At 66.5% G+C, this 17,232-nt stretch carries 21 protein-coding genes; 13 read left to right on the top strand and 8 right to left on the bottom strand.

Features of this window, described 5'->3' with window-relative positions; all coding sequences use genetic code 11:
• Positions 1-123: 123 nt before the first annotated feature.
• From H8F26_RS12105 to H8F26_RS12095, 3 genes are all read right to left on the bottom strand, one after another.
• Complete coding sequence (locus H8F26_RS12105) at positions 124-624, bottom strand: linear amide C-N hydrolase (protein ID WP_231597806.1); 501 nt, start codon at positions 622-624, stop codon at positions 124-126.
• A gap of 184 nt (positions 625-808) precedes the next feature.
• Positions 809-1,345, bottom strand: a complete 537-nt coding sequence (locus H8F26_RS12100) for an isoprenylcysteine carboxylmethyltransferase family protein (protein ID WP_197154183.1) — start codon at positions 1,343-1,345, stop codon at positions 809-811.
• Positions 1,339-2,010, bottom strand: a complete 672-nt coding sequence (locus H8F26_RS12095; protein WP_197154181.1) for a methyltransferase domain-containing protein — start codon at positions 2,008-2,010, stop codon at positions 1,339-1,341. Before H8F26_RS12095 ends, H8F26_RS12100 begins: the two co-directional genes overlap by 7 nt.
• Before the next feature lie 204 nt (positions 2,011-2,214).
• On the opposite strand from H8F26_RS12095, the gene H8F26_RS20185 reads away from it, so the two are divergent.
• The 6 genes from H8F26_RS20185 (at position 2,215) to H8F26_RS12065 (ending at position 7,023) form a co-directional block, all read left to right on the top strand.
• Entirely contained in the window at positions 2,215-2,541 is a 327-nt protein-coding gene (locus H8F26_RS20185; RefSeq protein WP_370594619.1) for a hypothetical protein, read from the top strand.
• A 90-nt stretch (positions 2,542-2,631) separates the two neighbouring features.
• Positions 2,632-3,336, top strand: a complete 705-nt coding sequence (locus H8F26_RS12085) for an HD domain-containing protein (RefSeq protein WP_197154179.1) — start codon at positions 2,632-2,634, stop codon at positions 3,334-3,336.
• A 100-nt stretch (positions 3,337-3,436) separates the two neighbouring features.
• Positions 3,437-4,150, top strand: a complete 714-nt coding sequence (locus tag H8F26_RS12080) for a superoxide dismutase (protein ID WP_197154177.1) — start codon at positions 3,437-3,439, stop codon at positions 4,148-4,150.
• A gap of 559 nt (positions 4,151-4,709) precedes the next feature.
• Positions 4,710-4,961 carry a hypothetical protein gene (locus tag H8F26_RS12075; protein ID WP_197154175.1) on the top strand — a complete coding sequence of 84 codons (252 nt, stop codon included), beginning with the start codon at positions 4,710-4,712 and terminating at the stop codon, positions 4,959-4,961.
• An 84-nt stretch (positions 4,962-5,045) separates the two neighbouring features.
• Positions 5,046-6,191 (top strand): HlyD family secretion protein, encoded by a 1,146-nt coding sequence (locus H8F26_RS12070; RefSeq protein ID WP_197154173.1) that lies wholly within the window; start codon positions 5,046-5,048, stop codon positions 6,189-6,191.
• Entirely contained in the window at positions 6,184-7,023 is an 840-nt protein-coding gene (locus H8F26_RS12065; protein WP_197154171.1) for a class II glutamine amidotransferase, read from the top strand. Before H8F26_RS12070 ends, H8F26_RS12065 begins: the two co-directional genes overlap by 8 nt.
• A 610-nt stretch (positions 7,024-7,633) precedes the next feature.
• On the opposite strand, the gene H8F26_RS12060 is transcribed toward H8F26_RS12065, so the two are convergent.
• Both H8F26_RS12060 and H8F26_RS12055 read right to left on the bottom strand, forming a co-directional pair.
• Positions 7,634-8,014, bottom strand: a complete 381-nt coding sequence (locus tag H8F26_RS12060) for a VOC family protein (protein WP_231597805.1) — start codon at positions 8,012-8,014, stop codon at positions 7,634-7,636.
• Entirely contained in the window at positions 8,011-8,277 is a 267-nt protein-coding gene (locus tag H8F26_RS12055) for a CDGSH iron-sulfur domain-containing protein (RefSeq protein ID WP_197154167.1), read from the bottom strand. Before H8F26_RS12055 ends, H8F26_RS12060 begins: the two co-directional genes overlap by 4 nt.
• A 161-nt stretch (positions 8,278-8,438) precedes the next feature.
• On the opposite strand from H8F26_RS12055, the gene H8F26_RS12050 reads away from it, so the two are divergent.
• From H8F26_RS12050 to H8F26_RS12040, 3 genes are all read left to right on the top strand, one after another.
• Positions 8,439-9,044, top strand: coding sequence for a HupE/UreJ family protein (locus H8F26_RS12050; protein WP_197154165.1), 606 nt, complete (start codon positions 8,439-8,441; stop codon positions 9,042-9,044).
• A gap of 130 nt (positions 9,045-9,174) precedes the next feature.
• Positions 9,175-9,459 (top strand): hypothetical protein, encoded by a 285-nt coding sequence (locus H8F26_RS12045; protein ID WP_197154163.1) that lies wholly within the window; start codon positions 9,175-9,177, stop codon positions 9,457-9,459.
• Entirely contained in the window at positions 9,456-9,860 is a 405-nt protein-coding gene (locus H8F26_RS12040) for a PPC domain-containing DNA-binding protein (protein WP_197154162.1), read from the top strand. Before H8F26_RS12045 ends, H8F26_RS12040 begins: the two co-directional genes overlap by 4 nt.
• Here the strand turns inward: H8F26_RS12040 and H8F26_RS12035 are convergent.
• The 3 genes from H8F26_RS12035 to H8F26_RS12025 form a co-directional block, all read right to left on the bottom strand.
• Positions 9,838-10,026, bottom strand: coding sequence for a hypothetical protein (locus H8F26_RS12035; RefSeq protein WP_197154160.1), 189 nt, complete (start codon positions 10,024-10,026; stop codon positions 9,838-9,840). The genes H8F26_RS12040 and H8F26_RS12035 overlap by 23 nt on opposite strands.
• A gap of 120 nt (positions 10,027-10,146) precedes the next feature.
• Entirely contained in the window at positions 10,147-10,512 is a 366-nt protein-coding gene (locus tag H8F26_RS20180; protein ID WP_197154158.1) for a cation:proton antiporter, read from the bottom strand.
• Complete coding sequence (locus H8F26_RS12025; RefSeq protein ID WP_197154150.1) at positions 10,509-10,670, bottom strand: hypothetical protein; 162 nt, start codon at positions 10,668-10,670, stop codon at positions 10,509-10,511. Before H8F26_RS12025 ends, H8F26_RS20180 begins: the two co-directional genes overlap by 4 nt.
• A gap of 74 nt (positions 10,671-10,744) precedes the next feature.
• Between H8F26_RS12025 and H8F26_RS12020 the strand changes: the two genes are divergently transcribed.
• From H8F26_RS12020 to arsJ, 4 genes are all read left to right on the top strand, one after another.
• Positions 10,745-13,420, top strand: a complete 2,676-nt coding sequence (locus H8F26_RS12020; protein ID WP_197154148.1) for an HAD-IC family P-type ATPase — start codon at positions 10,745-10,747, stop codon at positions 13,418-13,420.
• A 35-nt stretch (positions 13,421-13,455) separates the two neighbouring features.
• Entirely contained in the window at positions 13,456-13,659 is a 204-nt protein-coding gene (locus H8F26_RS12015; protein WP_197154146.1) for a hypothetical protein, read from the top strand.
• A gap of 79 nt (positions 13,660-13,738) precedes the next feature.
• Positions 13,739-14,764 (top strand): ArsJ-associated glyceraldehyde-3-phosphate dehydrogenase, encoded by a 1,026-nt coding sequence (locus H8F26_RS12010; RefSeq protein WP_197154144.1) that lies wholly within the window; start codon positions 13,739-13,741, stop codon positions 14,762-14,764.
• On the top strand, positions 14,764-16,014 hold the full coding sequence (arsJ, locus tag H8F26_RS12005; RefSeq protein WP_197154142.1) for an organoarsenical effux MFS transporter ArsJ: 1,251 nt from the start codon (positions 14,764-14,766) through the stop codon (positions 16,012-16,014). Before H8F26_RS12010 ends, arsJ begins: the two co-directional genes overlap by 1 nt.
• Positions 16,015-17,232 lie beyond the last annotated feature (1,218 nt).

Here is a 17,232-nt window from a genome sequence, read left to right as displayed (position 1 = left end):
CTTGCATTCGTGCGGTGGGGCGTCCCGACCCCTGAACGCATACCCTTCAAGATAGGTAAGATCGAGTTTATCGCCACCGATTCTCCTTGCGACCATCATGCCATGGTCATGGACTTCCACCAATCACAGTGTCTTATCGTCCGCCGAGAGTACACCGATGAGCGGCTCGGAAGCCTGAAGCACGCTCTCATCTTCGACATAACCGGGATTATCGGTCTTCGCTTTCCAGACATTGGAACCTTGAACGACCGAGCCCTGGACTGAATCGATGACGACCGAAAGGGAGCGCGGCACCTTGACGATCTTGCCATCCGACTCCAGGATGATCGTGGCCTGACCCGGCGGCAGGTTCTGAAATCTGGCGCAGCCTGCGAAAGACAAAAGCCCACCAGCCAGGCCCATTTCATTCATGCCATCAGGAACGACATCCTTCAGACCCAGGGCATTCAGTCCCACCACGCCATAGCGACTGGTCCACTGCAGGCCACCACCGGACTTGCCATCGGGACCATTGCCCTGGATCGCCGTCCCCCGCTGAATCAGTACCGCATTGCTGTTCAGCGGCTGACCGAACTCCATCGTGCGGCCATCAAGGCGACCGCCATCGTTTCCCTGCAGGGTCAACAGGCAACGCTCTCCCTGATTAGCTCAGGAGGAATTGGCAGAACCAATCAGAATCACGATGCAACAGAGGAAACGCATGAATCGAGGGATCTGCCCAACAGAGAAGAGCAGAGCGCGATCCCATTGCATCAAAACTGCATCAATGACCATTCTCAGCGCAATGTCCAACCATGAGAGCCATGGGCTACCGCCAGTCGAGACCTGGCAGAAAGGGAACAATCGCCGGGGTGGACGTCATGTAATCGGCGTAGCCACTGTGCATGGAACACAGACGCTGCTCTTCTCGCCGGGCCTTGAGGCTGAGCACGGTCGCCAGCGCCAGCAGCAGGCCCAGGTGCAGCAGGCTGCCGAGGGCCAGGGTCACCCCCAGGGAACAGAGCAGCAGCGACTGGTAGAGAGGATGGCGGCAACGGCCGTAAGCGCCCTCGGTGACCAGAGGCGCTCCGGCAATCGGCTCCGGCAGCGGACTGAGACTGTCCCCGAGGTTCAGGACTCCCTGGCCGCCGATGATCAGGCCGATCAGGACGATCAGCCCTCCGATCAGGCGCAGGATCAGAGGCCAGTGAATCCCCAGGTCCAAGGGGGCCGGCGTTGGTGGCAGCCAGTGGGCGGCGATCAGGCTCATCTGCGCCAGGACCCACCACTCCCCATGGCGGTTGTCCCGCAGCCCCTCCCAGGAGAAGCCCCACTTCTGCATGCGTTCGTTCAGTTGGCTCAGCATGATCCGATCTCTACAGGTGCAGGGGGTTGGCCTGGCTGGCGCCACAGGCCCAGCCATTCGTCGTTGCGCTTGTCCACCGAACCAGTGGCCGGCTGCCAGATTTCCGCCACCAGGCCCGCCTGGCGCAGCAGCGCTTCCACCAGCTGCGGGTCACTGCCCCAGGGAGGACCGCCTTGCCGGCCGTGGCACCAGAACAGGCCCAGCAGCCAGCCTCCAGGGGCCAGCAGTCGGCAGACGGTGGCGATGTAGTCCTGCCGCAGGCCGGGATCGATGGCGCAGAAGCAGGTGTGCTCCACGATCCCGCTGAGGCTGCCGGGAGCCAGGCCCGCCTCCGTCAGGGCCTGTTGGTCGAACAGATCGGCCTGCAGCCACTGCAACGTGGCCCGGGCCTCGCCATGGAGCCTGCGGGCCTCGCGCAAGGCCTCGCCACTGAAATCCAGGCCGATGGCGGCGAAACCGAGGTCTTCGAGCAGGGCGGCCTCATGGCCACGGCCGCAGCCGGGCACCAGCACCCTGCCCGGTGACTGGGGCGCCAACGGATGGGTTCTCAGGAACTGGGCCAGCGGTGGGGCGGCCTGACCCAGTTCCCAGCCGTCACCGCCCTCTCGGTAGCGCTGATCCCAGCGGCTCGGATCAGCGATGGGGGCCGGCCTGGGGATGCTCATGATTCAAGTCTGCCTCGCCCAATCACGGCATGCGGTTAAGGGCATGGAGGCATTGCCGTACCTTGACCTTCTCACGCCCTGGTTCGCTGGGGGGCAGGGGTTTCCTGTTCCCCATCGCGAGACGGTATCGGAGCGATCGCTTCCGTCACCGCAGGCGTGGCTGTGGCTCAGGTGGGGCCCTGGGGGTTGATGCCTGAGCAGGGGATGGGCCAGTCCAGCTCGGCTCCGACAGACGATCCCGGCGTTCTGAAGAATCGGGTCTCCTGGCAGTGCGAGAGGCACCGCCAGGATGGATGGATGAACAACGAGGCCCCTGGCACCGCACCGCAGTTGATTGACGGTCCCGACGTGGCGGCAGCCACCGTGCTCCTGGCCGATCTGCACCCCCCCACCCTGATCCTGCAGGGGGAGCGCGACACGTTCGGCCGCCCGGAAGAGGTGGCGACCACAGCTTCAAGCCCACCCGCAGCTCCGGCCTCAGCGAGGAGCAGAACCTGGCCACGGCGGTGGCCTGTAGCCACGCCTTCCTGAGTGAGCGACTGGAGCGCCTCAGCCAGGCAGCCGATTGATGCCACTGCGTCACAACCCATCAGCACCGGATCCACCCATCCGGATCCACCCATGACGCATCAACCCCCAGCCCACAGCGAGCGCTACGACGAGGCCCTGCTCTGGGCCGCGCAGCTGCACCGCAACCAGACCCGTAAAGGCAAGGGGGTGCCCTACATCTCCCACCTGATCGCGGTGAGCAGCCTGGTCTGGGAAGACGGGGGCAGCGAAAACGAGGCGATCGCCGGCCTGCTGCACGACGCGATCGAAGACGCGGGCCAGACCCACGGCTCGATCGCCGAGCGCTTTGGCGAGGAGGTGGCCGGGATCGTGCGCGACTGCACCGACACCCAGTGGCCAGTGGCGCAAGGTGCCCCAAAGGAACCCTGGCTCTTGCGCAAGACCCGCTATGTGGCGGGCCTGGAGCACAAGAGCGATGGCTCCCTGCGGGTGACGGCGGCCGACAAGGCCCACAACGCCCGCGACATGGTGCTCGATGCCCGCCTCGATCCCCACAGCTGGGAACGTTTCAATGCCGGCCTCGATGGCAGTGCCTGGTATCTGCTGCGGATCCACCAGACCCTGAGCCACCGCCTGCCCGGCAGCCGCTCCAATGAACTGCTCGGGGAAGCGGTGAAGGAGATCCTGGCCAGCGAGGCCTACCGACGGCTGGTGCCGGCCGGCATTGCCCCGGCGGTGTGGGCAGCGGGGTATGAGGAAAGGGTGAAACGGCCATCCTTGGAGCCAACGGCACCCATTCCGGCGTCGGATTCCTGAACCGGAGAGCAGCCAACTCCCGGCTATGGCGATTTCCTTCCGGAAGGGCCTACGCCAAATCCGTCAGGCTGACCGCCTCGCCAGACACGTCTCGAATTCCATGCTCCCTCAGTTCCTGGGCCAGGCCCTGCTGGCCTGCCTGACACCACTTCTCCTGCTGCTGGGATTCGTGGCCCCTGCCTGGGCTGCGTTCTCACTGCCGTCGCTCCCCTATCCCGTGGATGCCCTGGAGCCGGCGATCGACGCGACCACCATGACCATCCACCACGACCGCCATCACGCCGGATATGTGACCAACCTGAACGCGCAGATCAAGGCCAATCCGGCTCTGGCCAACCTCAGCCTGGATGAGCTGCAGGGGCAGATCTCGCGCTTTCCCGAGGCGGTGCGCAACAACGGCGGTGGGCACTGGAACCACAGCCTGTTCTGGGCCGTGATGGCACCGGAGGGCCAGGGAGGAGAGCCATCCGAGCAGCTGCTGACAGCGATCCAGGCCGGTTTCGGGTCGCTGGAGACCATGCAGGCCCAGTTCAACCAGGCGGCAGCAGGGCGCTTCGGCTCGGGCTGGGCCTGGTTGATCCGCAGGCCCGATGGCCGCCTGGCGATCACCAGCACCCCGAACCAGGACAACCCGTTGATGGATCTGCCCGGCATCGAACAGGGAACACCGTTGCTGGGGCTGGATGTGTGGGAGCACGCCTACTACCTCCACTATCAGAACCGCCGGCCCGACTACATCAAGGCCTGGTGGTCGCGGCTGAACTGGTCTGAGGTGAACCGCCGCTACGAAGAAGTATCGGCAGCCGGCCTGTGATCCTGCCTCCAGGCACGTTTCCAGGCCTCCACGACCTCACATTCATGACCGGCAATCTGCGGGCGGTCGGCACCATGGCAGCGTCCCATGGGCTGCTGGGTCTCGGCCAGTTCGCGGCCAGGGCGACACCACCTTGATGCTCACCCCTCGGGGCATCCCCAGCGCTGCGGCCCGCGTGAACGCGTCGAGGCCGGCGTTGACCATGCTGATCAAGCAGCTGTCTGGAACTGGATTCCGAACCAGCACACCGCTTGTCAGTGTGAGCGAGCCTGCATCTGAGAGCAAAGCCAGACCCAGACGGAGGAGATGGACCTGCCCCATCGACTTGCTGGTGAGAGCCAGTTGAAGGTCGTCATCGGACCAGTCTGCGAGCGTCGAACGTCGCCACCGCTTCGAACAACGCTCAGATGGAATCCGGCTGGGACCCATCCCCCTGACGATCACCGTTGGTTTGCCCGACGCCGGCGCGGCAGGGCGTCAGCATGAGCGGGTTCACCCGAGGCAGCTTCTCACCAGCCTCCAGCTAGGGATGGTGTTGCTCAGGGATGGCAGGACATGCGTGATCGACAGGCCGCCGGGCATCGGCCAGCGGCTCGCCTTCCATGGCTTCAGCGGCAACATCCCGGGCTTCCTCAGGGCTCTGATTGCTTGTGCCAACAAGTCGTTCACCACCCAGGTGGTGGTTCACCGCCTCTTCGAGGTGCTCGATGGCACGCTGAAAGTCCCAGCGCCGACGACGAGCCCTGGGTGGCTCTGCCGCCAGGGTGGAGCGGCTGGCTGGGGCACCGTGCCGGCTTCACCACGATCATGATCAGCCACAGGCCCATGTGACATTGCAGGACCCGACCTCGGATCTGATCCACACAGAAACCCTGGCTTCCGACTTCTTGCCGGCATGAGCGAACCCTTGAAACTGCCGGAGTCACCCCTGCCTGGAACAACGCCCCTGCCGGAGTTGCCGGTTGTGGCCACACGCCGCGGCGGCCTGGCGTCGCGGCCGCTGGATGCTGGCCTGGTGCTGCGGCAGACCACCAGCGAGGAGTTTCTGCCTTCGGTGCGGCCCTGGGTGCGCAGTGCCGGCCTGGTCATGCTGGGCAGTTTCGCTGCCGGTGTGGCCTTGATGGCCGTCTGGCCCTACCGGGTTGTGGTGCGCGGTAGCGGTGTGGTGCGGCCCAGCGGTGAAACCAGCGTGATCAACGCCCCCTTTGCTGCGCGGGTGCGTCGGGTGCTGGTGCAGCCCAACGAGCGGGTGCAAACCGGCCAGGTGTTGGCGTTGCTCGATCCCACGGATCTGGAGGGCAAGCAGCAGCAGCTCAGCCAGAGCCGAAGGGCCCTGGCCCAGCAGAGCCAGGCACTGGTGAACCAGGGGCTGGCGGCCCTGCAGGCGGCCGAGCTGGAAGTGGAGAAATCCGAGGCAGGGCTGCGCTTTGCGGAAGCCGAATATCGCCGCTTCCAGCAGCTGGGCGGCACCGGCTCCATCACCGTCACCCAACTGGAGGAGAAGGAGGAGAGCTACAACGTGGCCCGCGCCCAGCTGGCCAAAGCCAGGCAGGCGGTGGCGGAGCAGCGCTCCCGCAACAGCAGTGATCAGGCGCAGCTGAAGAGGGAGCTGGTCACCAACAGCGCCGACAAGAGCCAGATTGCTCGGGATCTGGCCCAGACGTCGCTCACCGCACCGGTACCAGGGGTGCTGTTCTCACTCAAACTGCGCAATCCCGGCCAGATGCTGGCTGCCGGCGAGGAGCTGGCCCGCATTTCCCCCAGCCAGGCCGGTCTGCTGGTGAAGGTGCTGGTGCCCTCCGAGAACATCACCAAGGTGGAAGTGGATCAGCGAGCCGACCTGCGCATCACCGGCTGCCCCTATCCCGACTACGGCACGCTCAAGGCGAGGGTGGTGTCGATCGCGCCGGAAGCCAGCCTGCCTGGTTCAGCTGATCCTGAGGCGGGCCGAAACGGCACGGCACAGCCGGCCCCCATCCCTGGTGGGTATTACGAGGTGACGCTGCAACCCCCTCCCCCCTGCGCGGTCCTTCATGTGTGAGCTGCTCGCCCTCAACGCCAACACGCCCACCGACATGGGGTTTTCCTTTCGGGGCCTCAGTCGCCGCGGTGGTGCGACCGGCGAGCACGCCGATGGCTGGGGGCTGGCCAGCTTCACCCCCGGTGGCCATGGCCTCACCCTGCTGCGGGAGGAGGCTCCAGCGGCCTTTTCCGTCCTCGCCGATCAGCTGGCGGAGCGCTCACCCAAGGCGCTGGTGAGCATCGCCCATATCCGCAAAGCCACCCGCGGCGTGGTGGCGCTGGAGAACTGCCATCCCTTCTCCCGCTGCTGGGGCGGGCAGACCTGGGTGTTTGCCCACAACGGCGACCTCCAGGGCGCCATTCCTCTGGGGGATCACCACCGGCCATTCGGCAGCACCGACAGTGAAACGGCCTTCTGCTGGATTCTCGAGCAGCTGGAACAAGCTGGGGTGAATCCGCAGAATCCTGGCGCGCTGTTTGATCAGCTGCACCATTGCGCTGCCCAACTGGCGGAGCGGGGCACCTTCAATGCCCTGATCAGCAACGGCCAGTGGCTGTTTGCCACCGCCACCAGCAAGCTGCACTGGCTCACACGCCGGGCCCCCTTCTGCAAGGCCACCCTGGCTGATCTGCCGTTGCAGGTGGATTTCTCCGCACTCACCACCGCAAACGATGTGGTGACCATCCTCAGTACCGAGCCGCTCACCACCGACGAGCACTGGCAACCGTTCCAGGCCGGTGAATCGCTGCTCTTTTGCGGGGGGCAGGTGATTCACCGCAGCCGTCATGGGGTCAGGCCAGTCCCAATCCCGGCGCGTTCCCAACCAGCACCAGCGCACGAAGTCCCCTGAAGTGAACCGGATGCAGGCCGCCTATCCCTCGCCCGTGTCAACTGGGAGGCCCAGCTCCGTGAGCCTCGCTGAAGCCTCCTGCTCCCGGCTGCAGCGGGGTCTGGTGGAGCGGCGGCGTTGGAGCCTTCTGCCGCACAACAAAGCCCGGAGCCTGGGCCCCGGGCTTTTGTCTGCTCAGCCGTGGTGCCGACCCGAGGGGGTGGGGCGCAGCTGCGCGAGTTTTTTGCTTGGCAATCGCCGTGATCGTTGTCAGATCAGGGTGTTTTCAGTTGTGGTCGGAGCTGCGGGCGCTGGCACCTGGGGCCAGGTGTCGATCGGGACGTTCCGTTGGGTCCGGGGCACCTGAGGCGGTGCAATGGACGGCGCCAGGGTTGTTTCAGCAAAACAGCCGCGACACGCCAGGAACGTCAGTGATCCATTGAGAGTGTTGGAGCAGGGGCCGGATCGTCAGCGCACTCCTGACGGTTGCTCAGGTGGGGTGTCTTCCATGTGCTGGAGCCTCCCGGGTGTCGATGCAGTCACGATCGGACGGCTGGCGGCTCAGGACAAGAGCTGGAGCGCGAACGAAACCGCTCTTCACCAAGGGCAATGGGGCTTCATGAAGGGGACTTCACGCTGCTGGCATCACCAGCAACAGCAACCGGTTGCCCTCCGGATCCAGCAGCCAGGCTTCTGCGCCAAAGGGTTCCAGGCGTGGCGGTTCCTGCAGCGAGGCGCCCAGGCCCAGCACCGCGGTGATCCAGGTGTTGAGCATGGCAACGGCGCCTGTGCCATCCGACTGGCGTTGCAGGCACAGAGCCAGCCGTGCCAGCTGCTGCGGCTGGGGACGGCTGCGCGATGGCGCGTAGATCTCCAGCCAACCTCCGGCCGGCCAGGCCACCCGCCAGTGGGTGGCACTCAGCCCCGGCTGCGGCTCCACCTGCAGCAGTGCGCCGTAGAAGCGGGCCAGGCCAGCCGGATCATCGGCGGCCAGCACGATCGAGGCGCTCATCGCCATGGCCGCCACCAGGGCCCGCGGGGCTGGGCGGTATGGCGGCCGTCGCAGAGGGGATAGCGGTGCGAACGGCCGCAGCGGCACAGCAGCATCGTGGCCGCCTCGCTCAGGCGCAGCTCGTAGGACACCCGGCCTGTTCCCAGATGGGCGCCATCGCAGAACCAGCCCTGACGGCTGCGACCACAACCGCACAGCTGATGCACCCCGGCGGGCAGTTCCAGCGGTTCCGGCCCTGGGGTGGCGGCAGTGGGCTCAGGCATCGGTTCCGCTCTCCCATTGAGGCCTGAGCCCAGTCTGGAGCAGCTGCATCCTTGGTCAGCAGGGGCGATCCTGCTGGTGTGGCTGGATACGGGGCACCAGCTCAATCCGCCACGCTCGCCGTGCCCAACCCCTGCATCTCCGGCGCGGACCGGACCTCTCGATGACCCAGACCTTCTCGGCCAGAACCCTGGCCCTGTTCGGCGGTGCCGCAGCCCTGGCGCTGCTGCTCGATCAACCCGCTCAGGCCCATGGCATCGCCCACGGCGGCATCGCTGCGGGCTTCCTGCACCCCATCAGCGGCGCCGATCACCTGCTGCTGCTGATCGGTGTGGGAGCCGCCGCCTCCTGCATCTCCTCCCAGCTGTTGCTCTGGGCCCTGGCTGGTGCGGTGGGCGGCGCCGTATTCGGGGCGATGGGCGGCACGTTGCCGGGCCAGGAGTTCCTGGCAGCCCTGGCGATCAGCGCCGTGGCAGTGCTGGTGCTGCGATGCCTCCGCTCGCAGCAGAGCCCCCAGTTGGGTGCCTGCGCCGCCCTGGTGGCCTCAGCGGTGGCTGTTCACGCCATGCTCCACGGCCTGGAGGCCCCGGTCGACGCGTCTGCCGCTCTCTGGTGGCTGGGGGCCTTTGCAGGTTCGGTGCTGGTGAGCGGCGGCAGCGTCCTGCTGTTGCGGCGCCTGCCCCTGGCCTGGACCCGAGGGGTGGCCCTGCTGCTCGCGCTCTGCGGTGGGGTGGCAGCCCTGGGGCCAATCGGGATGCTGATGCGCTGAGCCGGAAGCGGAGAGGCTTCGCCCGATGGGGGGAAGAGAATCACCACCATCCCCCCGATCCCCCTCGCCGCTGGTCGCGCCCACAACGCCACTGCAGATCCGGCCCTGCGAGCCGGCCCACTGTCCGGCAATGTCGGTGCTGCTGGAGCCGGTCTTCCGCTCTGGAGACACCTTCCCCCATGACCCGGCGATCGACCTGAGGCCACATTCCGTGGTGGCCGGGCACCGCCGCAGGCAGGGCATCGGCAGCCGCCTCTGCCAGCCCTCGCATCAGGCGGCCCGGCGGCTGGGCCTCCGGGCGATGCGGTTCAGCCTGGTGGTGAGCACCCTGCCGGGGGCATTCCGCCACCAGCGACTCGGGTACGTGGGTGCCCCGATGATGGTTCAGCAGCTGGTGGAGGAGCCGCGGCCGTGAGGGTGGTGCCGCTGCGGCTGCAGCCCGGAGACGACTTGCGCGCTGCCTTGGAAGCCTGGATGGGTGAGCAGGAGACGAAGGCGGGCTGTGTGATCAGCGCCATCGGCAGCCTGACGGTGGCGCAGCTGCGCTTCGCGGGAGCGGCCGAAGCCACGACGATCCGCTGCGATCTGGAGATCCTCAGCCTGGCCGGCACGCTCTCAAGCGATGGCGCCCACCTGCACATCACGCTCGCTGATTGCAGCGGAGCGGTGATCGGCGGTCACCTCTGCGTTGGCTCGCTGGTGCGCACCACCGCGGAGGTGGTGCTGGGGCTCCTGCCGGAGTGGGACTTTCGGCGGGAACTGGATCCGGCCACCGGCCACGCTGAGCTGCAGGTCATTCTTCGGAGTTCGGACTGAGGGGCGGCAGCCGCCGCTCCACCTGCAGGAAGACGAGCCAGGCCACGCCGGCGCTGATGCCGCCGGTCCAGTCGTTGCGCAGCAGTTCCACGATCGACACCGTGCTGGCACCGATGCGCAGGCCACGCAGCAGAAAGCGGCCCAGCTTCTCCATGTTCACCGCCATGGGCTGGAGCCAACGCAGAGGTGATTCAGTTTGGGGGAAGGGGAGGGGTCATGGACAATCCTGCCTCTCGCTGCACCCTGAGTCGGAACGAATCAAGGTGCAGAACGCTTCACTGTCTGCCTACACCTGCGGCAATGTCCCAGCAGCATTTGGCTTCGGGCAGGGCGCCAGGGGCGGAGCGAGTCCGTGAAGGTTCACAGACCCACACACCAACAACACCAACCCGTGGCCGATCCGCTTCCGTCCTGGTCGCTCACAATGCCGTCCGCCTCTGGCATCCCTTCTGAGGGTGCAGAGCCAAGGCCGAGGCCCGTGGCCAAGGCCACCGGGCCCACGGAGCGGATCAAACCCGAGCTTGAGGCCTACCACAAACAGCAGCACTGAGATCCCGATGCTGGAGAGCAACTTGAGCTCCCTGCCTCCGGAGGCCCCCCAATCCAACACCGCTGGCCCCACCAGGATCCCGGTGAGGATGTAGCCAATCATCCAATGATTTGCGGCTGGCGCAGCTTCAAGGCCAGCACACCGATCACACCGGCAATCACCAGGATCGTGGCCAGCTCGTGAAACACGGTGCTGAAGGTCCTGCGGGGAATCAGCTCTGGGGCCCATTGGTTGTGGGGCTCAGTGACGTCACCATCCAACCCCTCTGATGTGTTGAGCGGGCTCAGGCGCTGGGAAATGCGCTAGGGCTTGATCCCAAGCACTGAGCCGCCCCATGCAGCCCTTGCCCGCACCAGCCCACGCCCGGCCAGCAGCCGATGTGGTGGCGGCCTTGCAGAGCGATAGCAGCTCCGGCCTGAGCGAGGCGGAAGCCAAGCGGCGGCTGCATGCCCATGGCACCAATACGCTCACGATCCGCGGCGGCAAGCCCGGCTGGCTGAAGTTTCTGCTCCAGTTCAACAATCCCCTGCTGATCACCCTGCTGGTGGTAGGGGCTGTGAAGGCGCTGCTGGGACACCCCCGCGATGCCCTGGTGATCTGGAGCGTCACGGTGATCAATGCCGTGATCGGCTTCGTGCAGGAGAGCAGGGCCGAGAACGCCATCGCCGCCCTGGCGCGATCGGTGCGCACCGAGGTGGAGGTGGTGCGCGGTGGCACGCGCCAGCGCCTGGCCTCGGAGCAGCTCGTACCGGGCGATCTGGTGCAGCTGGAGGCTGGGGCGCGGGTGCCGGCCGACCTGCGGTTGCTGGAGGGGCGCCAGCTGCAGACCGATGAATCAGCCCTCACCGGGGAATCGCTGCCGGTGCACAAGGGAACCACCGCCGTGGAGGCGTCCGCCCCCCTGGCCGAGCGCATCGGCATGGCCTATGCAGGCAGCTTCGTGACGAAGGGTCAGGGCCTGGGGCTGGTGGTGGCCACCGGGGATGACACCGAGGTGGGGAGCATCTCCAGCTCCCTGCAGGATCAGGTGGATCTCACCACCCCGCTCACCCGCAAGTTCGGCCGCTTCAGTCGCCGCTTGCTGCAGGTGATTCTGGTACTGGCCGGGCTCACGTTTCTGGTGGGGCTGGCGCGAGGGCGCGGCGCCGATGAGATGTTCGATGGGGCCGTGGCCCTGGCGGTGGGCGCGATCCCGGAAGAGTTGCCGGCGATCGTGACGATCACCCTGGCCATCGGCGTGAATCGCATGGCCAGGCGGCAGGCCATCATCCGCAAGCTGCCGGCCGTGGAAACCCTGGGCAGCACCACCGTCATCTGCTCCGACAAGACCGGCACCCTCACCCAGAACCGGATGACGGTGCAACACCTCTACGGCGGCGGCCAACTGGTGGCGATCGAGGATCTCTGGCCTGGGAATGGCCTGTCTGGGACATCGAATGCGGCCCTGCAGGAAACCCTGCTGGCCGGCCTGCTCTGCAACGACGCCCGACCCAGCAACCGTGAGGGGCTGGTGGGCGATCCCACTGAAACGGCCCTGCTGGTGGCCGCTGATGCGGCTGGAATCGACCGCCAGGAGGCTCTGGAGCGCCATCCCCGCCGGGATGCCATTCCTTTTGCTTCCGAACATCAGTTCATGGCCACGCTGCACGGCAGCGAGCGGATCCTGCTCAAGGGCTCCGTGGAAGCCATCCTGGATCGCTGCAGCCGGCAGCTGGATGCCCAGGGCCGGCCGCAGCCGCTCGACCGAGCGGCGATCGAAGCCGCGGTGGCGGCGATGGCGACCCGGGGCGAGCGGGTGCTGGCCTTTTCGATCGCGCAGGCCGAGGTCTTCCAGCAGCAGCTGGAGCACCACCATGTGGCGGCTGATCTCGACTTTCTCGGTCTGCAGGGGATGCTCGATCCACCACGACCAGAGGCGACCCGGGCCGTAGCGGCCTGCCAGGCGGCGGGCATCACGGTGAAGATGATCACCGGCGATCACCTGGAAACCGCCCGGGCCATCGCCCGCCAGATGGGCATCGGCAGACCGTCTGATGGGGGGGCGGGTGCAGAGGCGGTCGATGGCCGCCAGCTGGCGGAACTGAGCCCCGATGCGATCGCGGAGCTGGTGGATCACGTGGATGTGTTTGCCCGGGTGGCGCCGGCCCAGAAGTTGCAGCTGGTGCAGGCCCTCCAGGCCAACGGGGAGGTGGTGGCGATGACCGGCGACGGCGTCAACGACGCGCCCGCCCTCAAGCAGGCCGACATCGGCATCGCCATGGGGCAGGGCGGCACCGAAGTGGCGCGCCAGGCCGCCGACATGCTGCTCACCGACGACAACTTCGCCACCATCGAGGCGGCGGTGGAAGAGGGCCGCACGGTGTACCTCAACCTGCGCAAGACCCTGGCCTTCGTGCTGCCGGTGAACGGCGGCGCCTCGATGACGATCCTGCTGGGAGCGGTGCTGGGTACTCCCCTGCCCGTTACGGCCCTGCAGGTGCTCTGGCTCAACATGATCTGCTCGCTCACCATGTCGATCGCCCTGGCGTTCGAGCCGGTCGCCCCCTGGCTGATGCAGCAGCCGCCCCGGCCGCCGGAGCAGCCCCTGCTCACCGGCGGCCTGATCCGCCGGGTGCTGCTGGTGTCGCTGTTCAACTGGGCGGTGATTTTCGGGCTGTTCTTCTGGAGCGAGCAGCGACTGGGGGATCTGGCCCTGTCCCGCACCATGGCGGTACAAGGACTGGTGCTGGCCCATCTGGTGTATCTGGTGAGCATCAGCCAGTTGCGCACCGCTCTGATTTCCCTGCCGCGGCTGGGCTGGCGTGCTTTCACCCGGGCACCGGCGGTACTGCTGGGCATCAGTGGCACGGTGGCGGTGCAGTGGATCTTCAGCCAGACGGCGGAGATGAACCGCTTCTTCGGCACAGCACCCCTCAACCTGGAGCAGCTGGGAGTGTGCGCCCTGCCGATGGTGCTGATGCTGCCGGTGGCCTGGCTGGGAGAGCGGCTCGATCCCACCGATGGCAGGTGAGCGCCAACTCCCGCTCGGCCAATGGCGGGGGGTGCATGGACACATCACTGGGCCTGCGCACCGCCCACCTCTGCCGCCGCGTTTCAGCCTGGCCGATAGGGAAACAGGCGCTGGTTGCGGTTGGCGATCGCCCTGGCCCTGAGGAGATCCCTGGCCTGATCAGCGGAGAGGGGCTGCGCAAGTGGCGGCCCAGCGATCCTGGGACCATCGACCTTCGGACCGTGGTGGGAAGCATGTGATCTGCAACACAATATCCATCAATTCTAGTTGATCTAAGGTTGGCGCGAGCCCTGTGCCCTGAGGCGGGCTGCTGCAGCCATGAACATCGGCATCAACGGCTTCGGCCGCATCGGCCGCCTGGTGTTCCGCGCCCTCTGGGGGCGGCCCGGCATCGAGCTGGTGCACGTCAACGACAGCGGCGGCGATGCCCACACCGCCGCCCACCTGCTCGCCTTCGATTCCGTGCACGGCCGCTGGCAGCAGACGGTGCAGGGCAACACCTCGGGGTTCCTCGTGGGCGGCCGGGAGGTGCGTTACACCCAGGAGAAGGACCCCACCGCCGTTCCCTGGCGCGAAGCAGGCGTGGAGATGGTGCTGGAGTGCAGCGGCAAGATCAAGACACCGGAGACGCTGCAGCCCTATTTCGACCAGGTGGGCCTCAGACGCGTGGTGGTGGCCTGTCCCGTCAAAGGCGAAATCGCTGGTGCCGAAGCGCTCAACATCGTCTTCGGCATCAACCAGCACCTCTACGACCCCACACGCCACCGGCTGATCACCGCCGCCTCCTGCACAACCAACTGCCTGGCGCCGGTGGTGAAGGTGGTGCACGAGCGCTTCGGCATCCGCCACGGCTCGATCACCACCCTGCACGATGTGACCAACACCCAGGTGGTGATAGACGGTTTCAACAGCGATCTGCGCCGCGCCCGATCCTGTCTCCAGAACCTGATCCCCACCAGCACCGGCTCGGCCCGGGCGATCGGCCTGATCTTTCCCGACCTCCAGGGCCGCCTCAACGGCCACGCCATCCGGGTGCCTTTGCTCAATGCCTCGATCACCGACGCTGTGTTCGAGCTGGAGCGCATCGCCACGGCTGAGGAGGTGAACGGCGCCTTTGAGGCCGCCGCCAACGGTCCCCTGCAGGGCATCCTCGGCTACGAGAGCCGGCCGCTGGTGTCCAGCGATTTCCTCAATGACAGCCGCAGTTCGATCGTGGATGCTCTCTCCACCCTGGTGGTGAACGGCACCCAGCTGAAGGTATACGCCTGGTACGACAACGAGTGGGGTTACAGCTGCCGCATGGCCGATCTTGCCTGCCACGTGATTGCCCGGGAGGCAGGCTGATGCGCAACCTCACCGCCCTGCAGCAGTACGGCATCGTGACGGCCAACTACTGGGCCTTCACCCTCACCGACGGTGCCCTCCGCATGCTCGTGGTGTTCCACTTCCACCAGCTGGGTTACACCACCCTGGAGATCGCCTTTCTGTTTCTGTTCTACGAATTCTTCGGCATCGTCACCAACCTCTACGGCGGCTGGCTGGGGGCCCGCTTCGGGCTGCGGCTCACCCTCTGGGCGGGCACGTTGCTGCAGGTGGGTGCCCTGCTGATGCTGATCCCGGTGGCCGACAGCTGGCCCCGCTGGTGGAGCGTGGCCTACGTGATGGTGGCCCAGGCGATCAGTGGCATCGCCAAGGACCTCAACAAGATGAGCGCCAAGAGCGCCATCAAGACGGTGGTGCCCGAGACCCCCGACGACCACAGCCGCGGCGAGACCCAGTTGTTCCAGTGGGTGGCGATCCTCACCGGCTCCAAGAACGCCCTCAAGGGGGTGGGCTTCTTCCTGGGCGGGGTGTTGCTCACCAGCATCGGTTTCAACGCCGCCGTGGGCGCCATGGCTGCCGCTCTGTTCCTGGCCTTTCTGATGACGCTGGTGCTGCCCGGAGACATCGGCCGCATGAAGGAGAAACCCGCCTTCACCGAGCTGTTCTCGAAATCCACAGGCATCAACATGCTCTCGCTGGCGCGCTTCTTCCTGTTCGGTGCCCGGGATGTGTGGTTCGTGGTGGCCCTGCCGGTGTTCCTGCAGGCCGCCCTGGGCTGGCAATACTGGGAGGTGGGCGGCTTCATGGGCCTGTGGGTGATCGGCTACGGGATCGTGCAGGGATTGGTGCCGGCCCTGCGCCGCAGCTGGGGAAAGAGCGCGCCACCCGGTGTGTCTGCGGTGCAGTTCTGGAGTGCGGTGCTCACCGCCATCCCGGGCCTGATCGCCATCAGCCTCTGGCGGCAACTGGGCAATCCCGGCATCGCCGTGGTGGTGGGACTGGCGGCATTCGGGGTGGTGTTCGCCATGAATTCCTCGATCCACAGCTACATGATTCTGGCCTACACCGAAGCCGAAGATGTGAGCCTGAATGTGGGCTTCTATTACATGGCCAATGCCGCCGGCCGCCTCGTGGGCACCCTGCTCTCGGGCGCTCTTTTCCTGGTCGGCGGGCTGCAGGCCTGCCTGTGGGCTTCGTGCCTGCTGGTGGCGCTGGCCTTCCTCTCCGGCACGCGTCTGCCCGCACCACCACGTCAGCTGCAGCCGGCATGAACCCGGACCAGGAGCTGTTTGCATCCGCTGTGAGGCATCTTCGCCGGTTTTCCTGTCCACTGCTGGAAGCCCTTACCCAGGGCTTCCGCATGCGCTTCTCCATCCCTGATACGGCCGCGACGATCGCCGATCGAATTGTGCAGAAGCGCCACCATGACTGGATCGAGGCGTTTTTCGCGTCGCACCGATACGTGTGCTCAGCCATTCGGCCCAGCCCAGTCGGGCTGCTGGGCCCCGCACCTGCTGCGTGATGGCCGGCATCTGAGGATCGCCTGGCCTGGCACATCCGTGGCATCACTGCCCTGGCGATCGGCTTGGTGGTGGTGGGTGCCCTGATCCGGCTGGGTGGGGTGCTCTGAACTCGCTCGATCCCCACAACAAAGCCCGCAGCCGTGATAGTTTTCAGATCAGCTGTTTTTCAGTCTCTCGCCTGCGGGGGATCTCCTTCTTTCCGGCTCCCTCCTTGGCCTGCCCAGTCGTTCTGGCGGGTGCGTGCGGATACGGGGGACCGGCCCTGCGGACACCTGCCTTGGCCCTGTCAGAAGAGCCAGGCCCCGCCCAGCGGCCAGTCGTGCCGTCTCCTGCACGGCCGTGATGCAGCGCTGGGCCAGGCGTTTGGCATCGTCCTGGCCCTGGGCGCGCAGCAGGTAACCCTCCAGCGCCTCCGGGGTTTCGATCAGTGCCAGCAGGCCAGCGGGGCGTGCAGAGAGGGAGCCATCCGCAAGCAGGCGGCTCACCAGGCCGTGGGTGGTCCCACAGCTGCTCCCCTGCGGAGCCGGCTGCCAACAGATCCTGGCGAAGCACTCCCAGCAGCGATTGCTTGAGGGCATCGAGCTGGCCCGGCCGCAGCCGGCGGCTGTTGGGCAGGCCCACGGTGGTGCGGGGACCGCCCCTCGGTTTCACAGGGACATTGAACGCGGCGCCACGGCCGCCAACGGAGATCGAGCTCAACCCGCCCCTGGTGAAAGCGAAAGCTCATGGCGATCCGCGGCTGTTCTCGCGGGTGGTGCCGGAGCAGGTTTCAGGTTGCCCTGCTGATGCAGCAGTCCGCAAATCCATGCACCCAGCGCGTAGAACCGTTGGCTCTGCAGACTCCAGAGAAGGAGGGGTCCGCCTCAGAAGCAGCGTTGCGCTGTCTGGGTGGCAAAAGGTACGGGAACAGGTACTCCAGCAACCCCCCACAGCCGCAGAGAAGGCGTACTTTGAACTTGAGGGGAG

Source organism: Synechococcus sp. CBW1006, assembly GCF_015840525.1.
In the GTDB taxonomy this organism is placed as follows: domain Bacteria; phylum Cyanobacteriota; class Cyanobacteriia; order PCC-6307; family Cyanobiaceae; genus CBW1002.
The sequence above is the reverse complement of the archived record's forward strand: the minus strand, read 5'-3'. Positions and strand labels throughout refer to the sequence as shown.

Bases quoted from the DNA above. Each gene is read 5' to 3' on its own strand.
- H8F26_RS12100 (WP_197154183.1), bottom strand. From the start codon at position 1,345: ATGCTGAGCCAACTGAACGAACGCATGCAGAAGTGGGGCTTCTCCTGG.
- H8F26_RS12095 (WP_197154181.1), bottom strand. From the start codon at position 2,010: ATGAGCATCCCCAGGCCGGCCCCCATCGCTGATCCGAGCCGCTGGGAT.
- H8F26_RS20185 (WP_370594619.1), top strand. From the start codon at position 2,215: ATGGGCCAGTCCAGCTCGGCTCCGACAGACGATCCCGGCGTTCTGAAG.
- H8F26_RS12085 (WP_197154179.1), top strand. From the start codon at position 2,632: ATGACGCATCAACCCCCAGCCCACAGCGAGCGCTACGACGAGGCCCTG.
- H8F26_RS12080 (WP_197154177.1), top strand. From the start codon at position 3,437: ATGCTCCCTCAGTTCCTGGGCCAGGCCCTGCTGGCCTGCCTGACACCA.
- H8F26_RS12070 (WP_197154173.1), top strand. From the start codon at position 5,046: ATGAGCGAACCCTTGAAACTGCCGGAGTCACCCCTGCCTGGAACAACG.
- H8F26_RS12065 (WP_197154171.1), top strand. From the start codon at position 6,184: ATGTGTGAGCTGCTCGCCCTCAACGCCAACACGCCCACCGACATGGGG.
- H8F26_RS12060 (WP_231597805.1), bottom strand. From the start codon at position 8,014: ATGAGCGCCTCGATCGTGCTGGCCGCCGATGATCCGGCTGGCCTGGCC.
- H8F26_RS12055 (WP_197154167.1), bottom strand. From the start codon at position 8,277: ATGCCTGAGCCCACTGCCGCCACCCCAGGGCCGGAACCGCTGGAACTG.
- H8F26_RS12050 (WP_197154165.1), top strand. From the start codon at position 8,439: ATGACCCAGACCTTCTCGGCCAGAACCCTGGCCCTGTTCGGCGGTGCC.
- H8F26_RS12045 (WP_197154163.1), top strand. From the start codon at position 9,175: ATGTCGGTGCTGCTGGAGCCGGTCTTCCGCTCTGGAGACACCTTCCCC.
- H8F26_RS12035 (WP_197154160.1), bottom strand. From the start codon at position 10,026: ATGGCGGTGAACATGGAGAAGCTGGGCCGCTTTCTGCTGCGTGGCCTG.
- H8F26_RS20180 (WP_197154158.1), bottom strand. From the start codon at position 10,512: ATGATTGGCTACATCCTCACCGGGATCCTGGTGGGGCCAGCGGTGTTG.
- H8F26_RS12020 (WP_197154148.1), top strand. From the start codon at position 10,745: ATGCAGCCCTTGCCCGCACCAGCCCACGCCCGGCCAGCAGCCGATGTG.
- H8F26_RS12015 (WP_197154146.1), top strand. From the start codon at position 13,456: ATGGACACATCACTGGGCCTGCGCACCGCCCACCTCTGCCGCCGCGTT.
- H8F26_RS12010 (WP_197154144.1), top strand. From the start codon at position 13,739: ATGAACATCGGCATCAACGGCTTCGGCCGCATCGGCCGCCTGGTGTTC.
- arsJ (WP_197154142.1), top strand. From the start codon at position 14,764: ATGCGCAACCTCACCGCCCTGCAGCAGTACGGCATCGTGACGGCCAAC.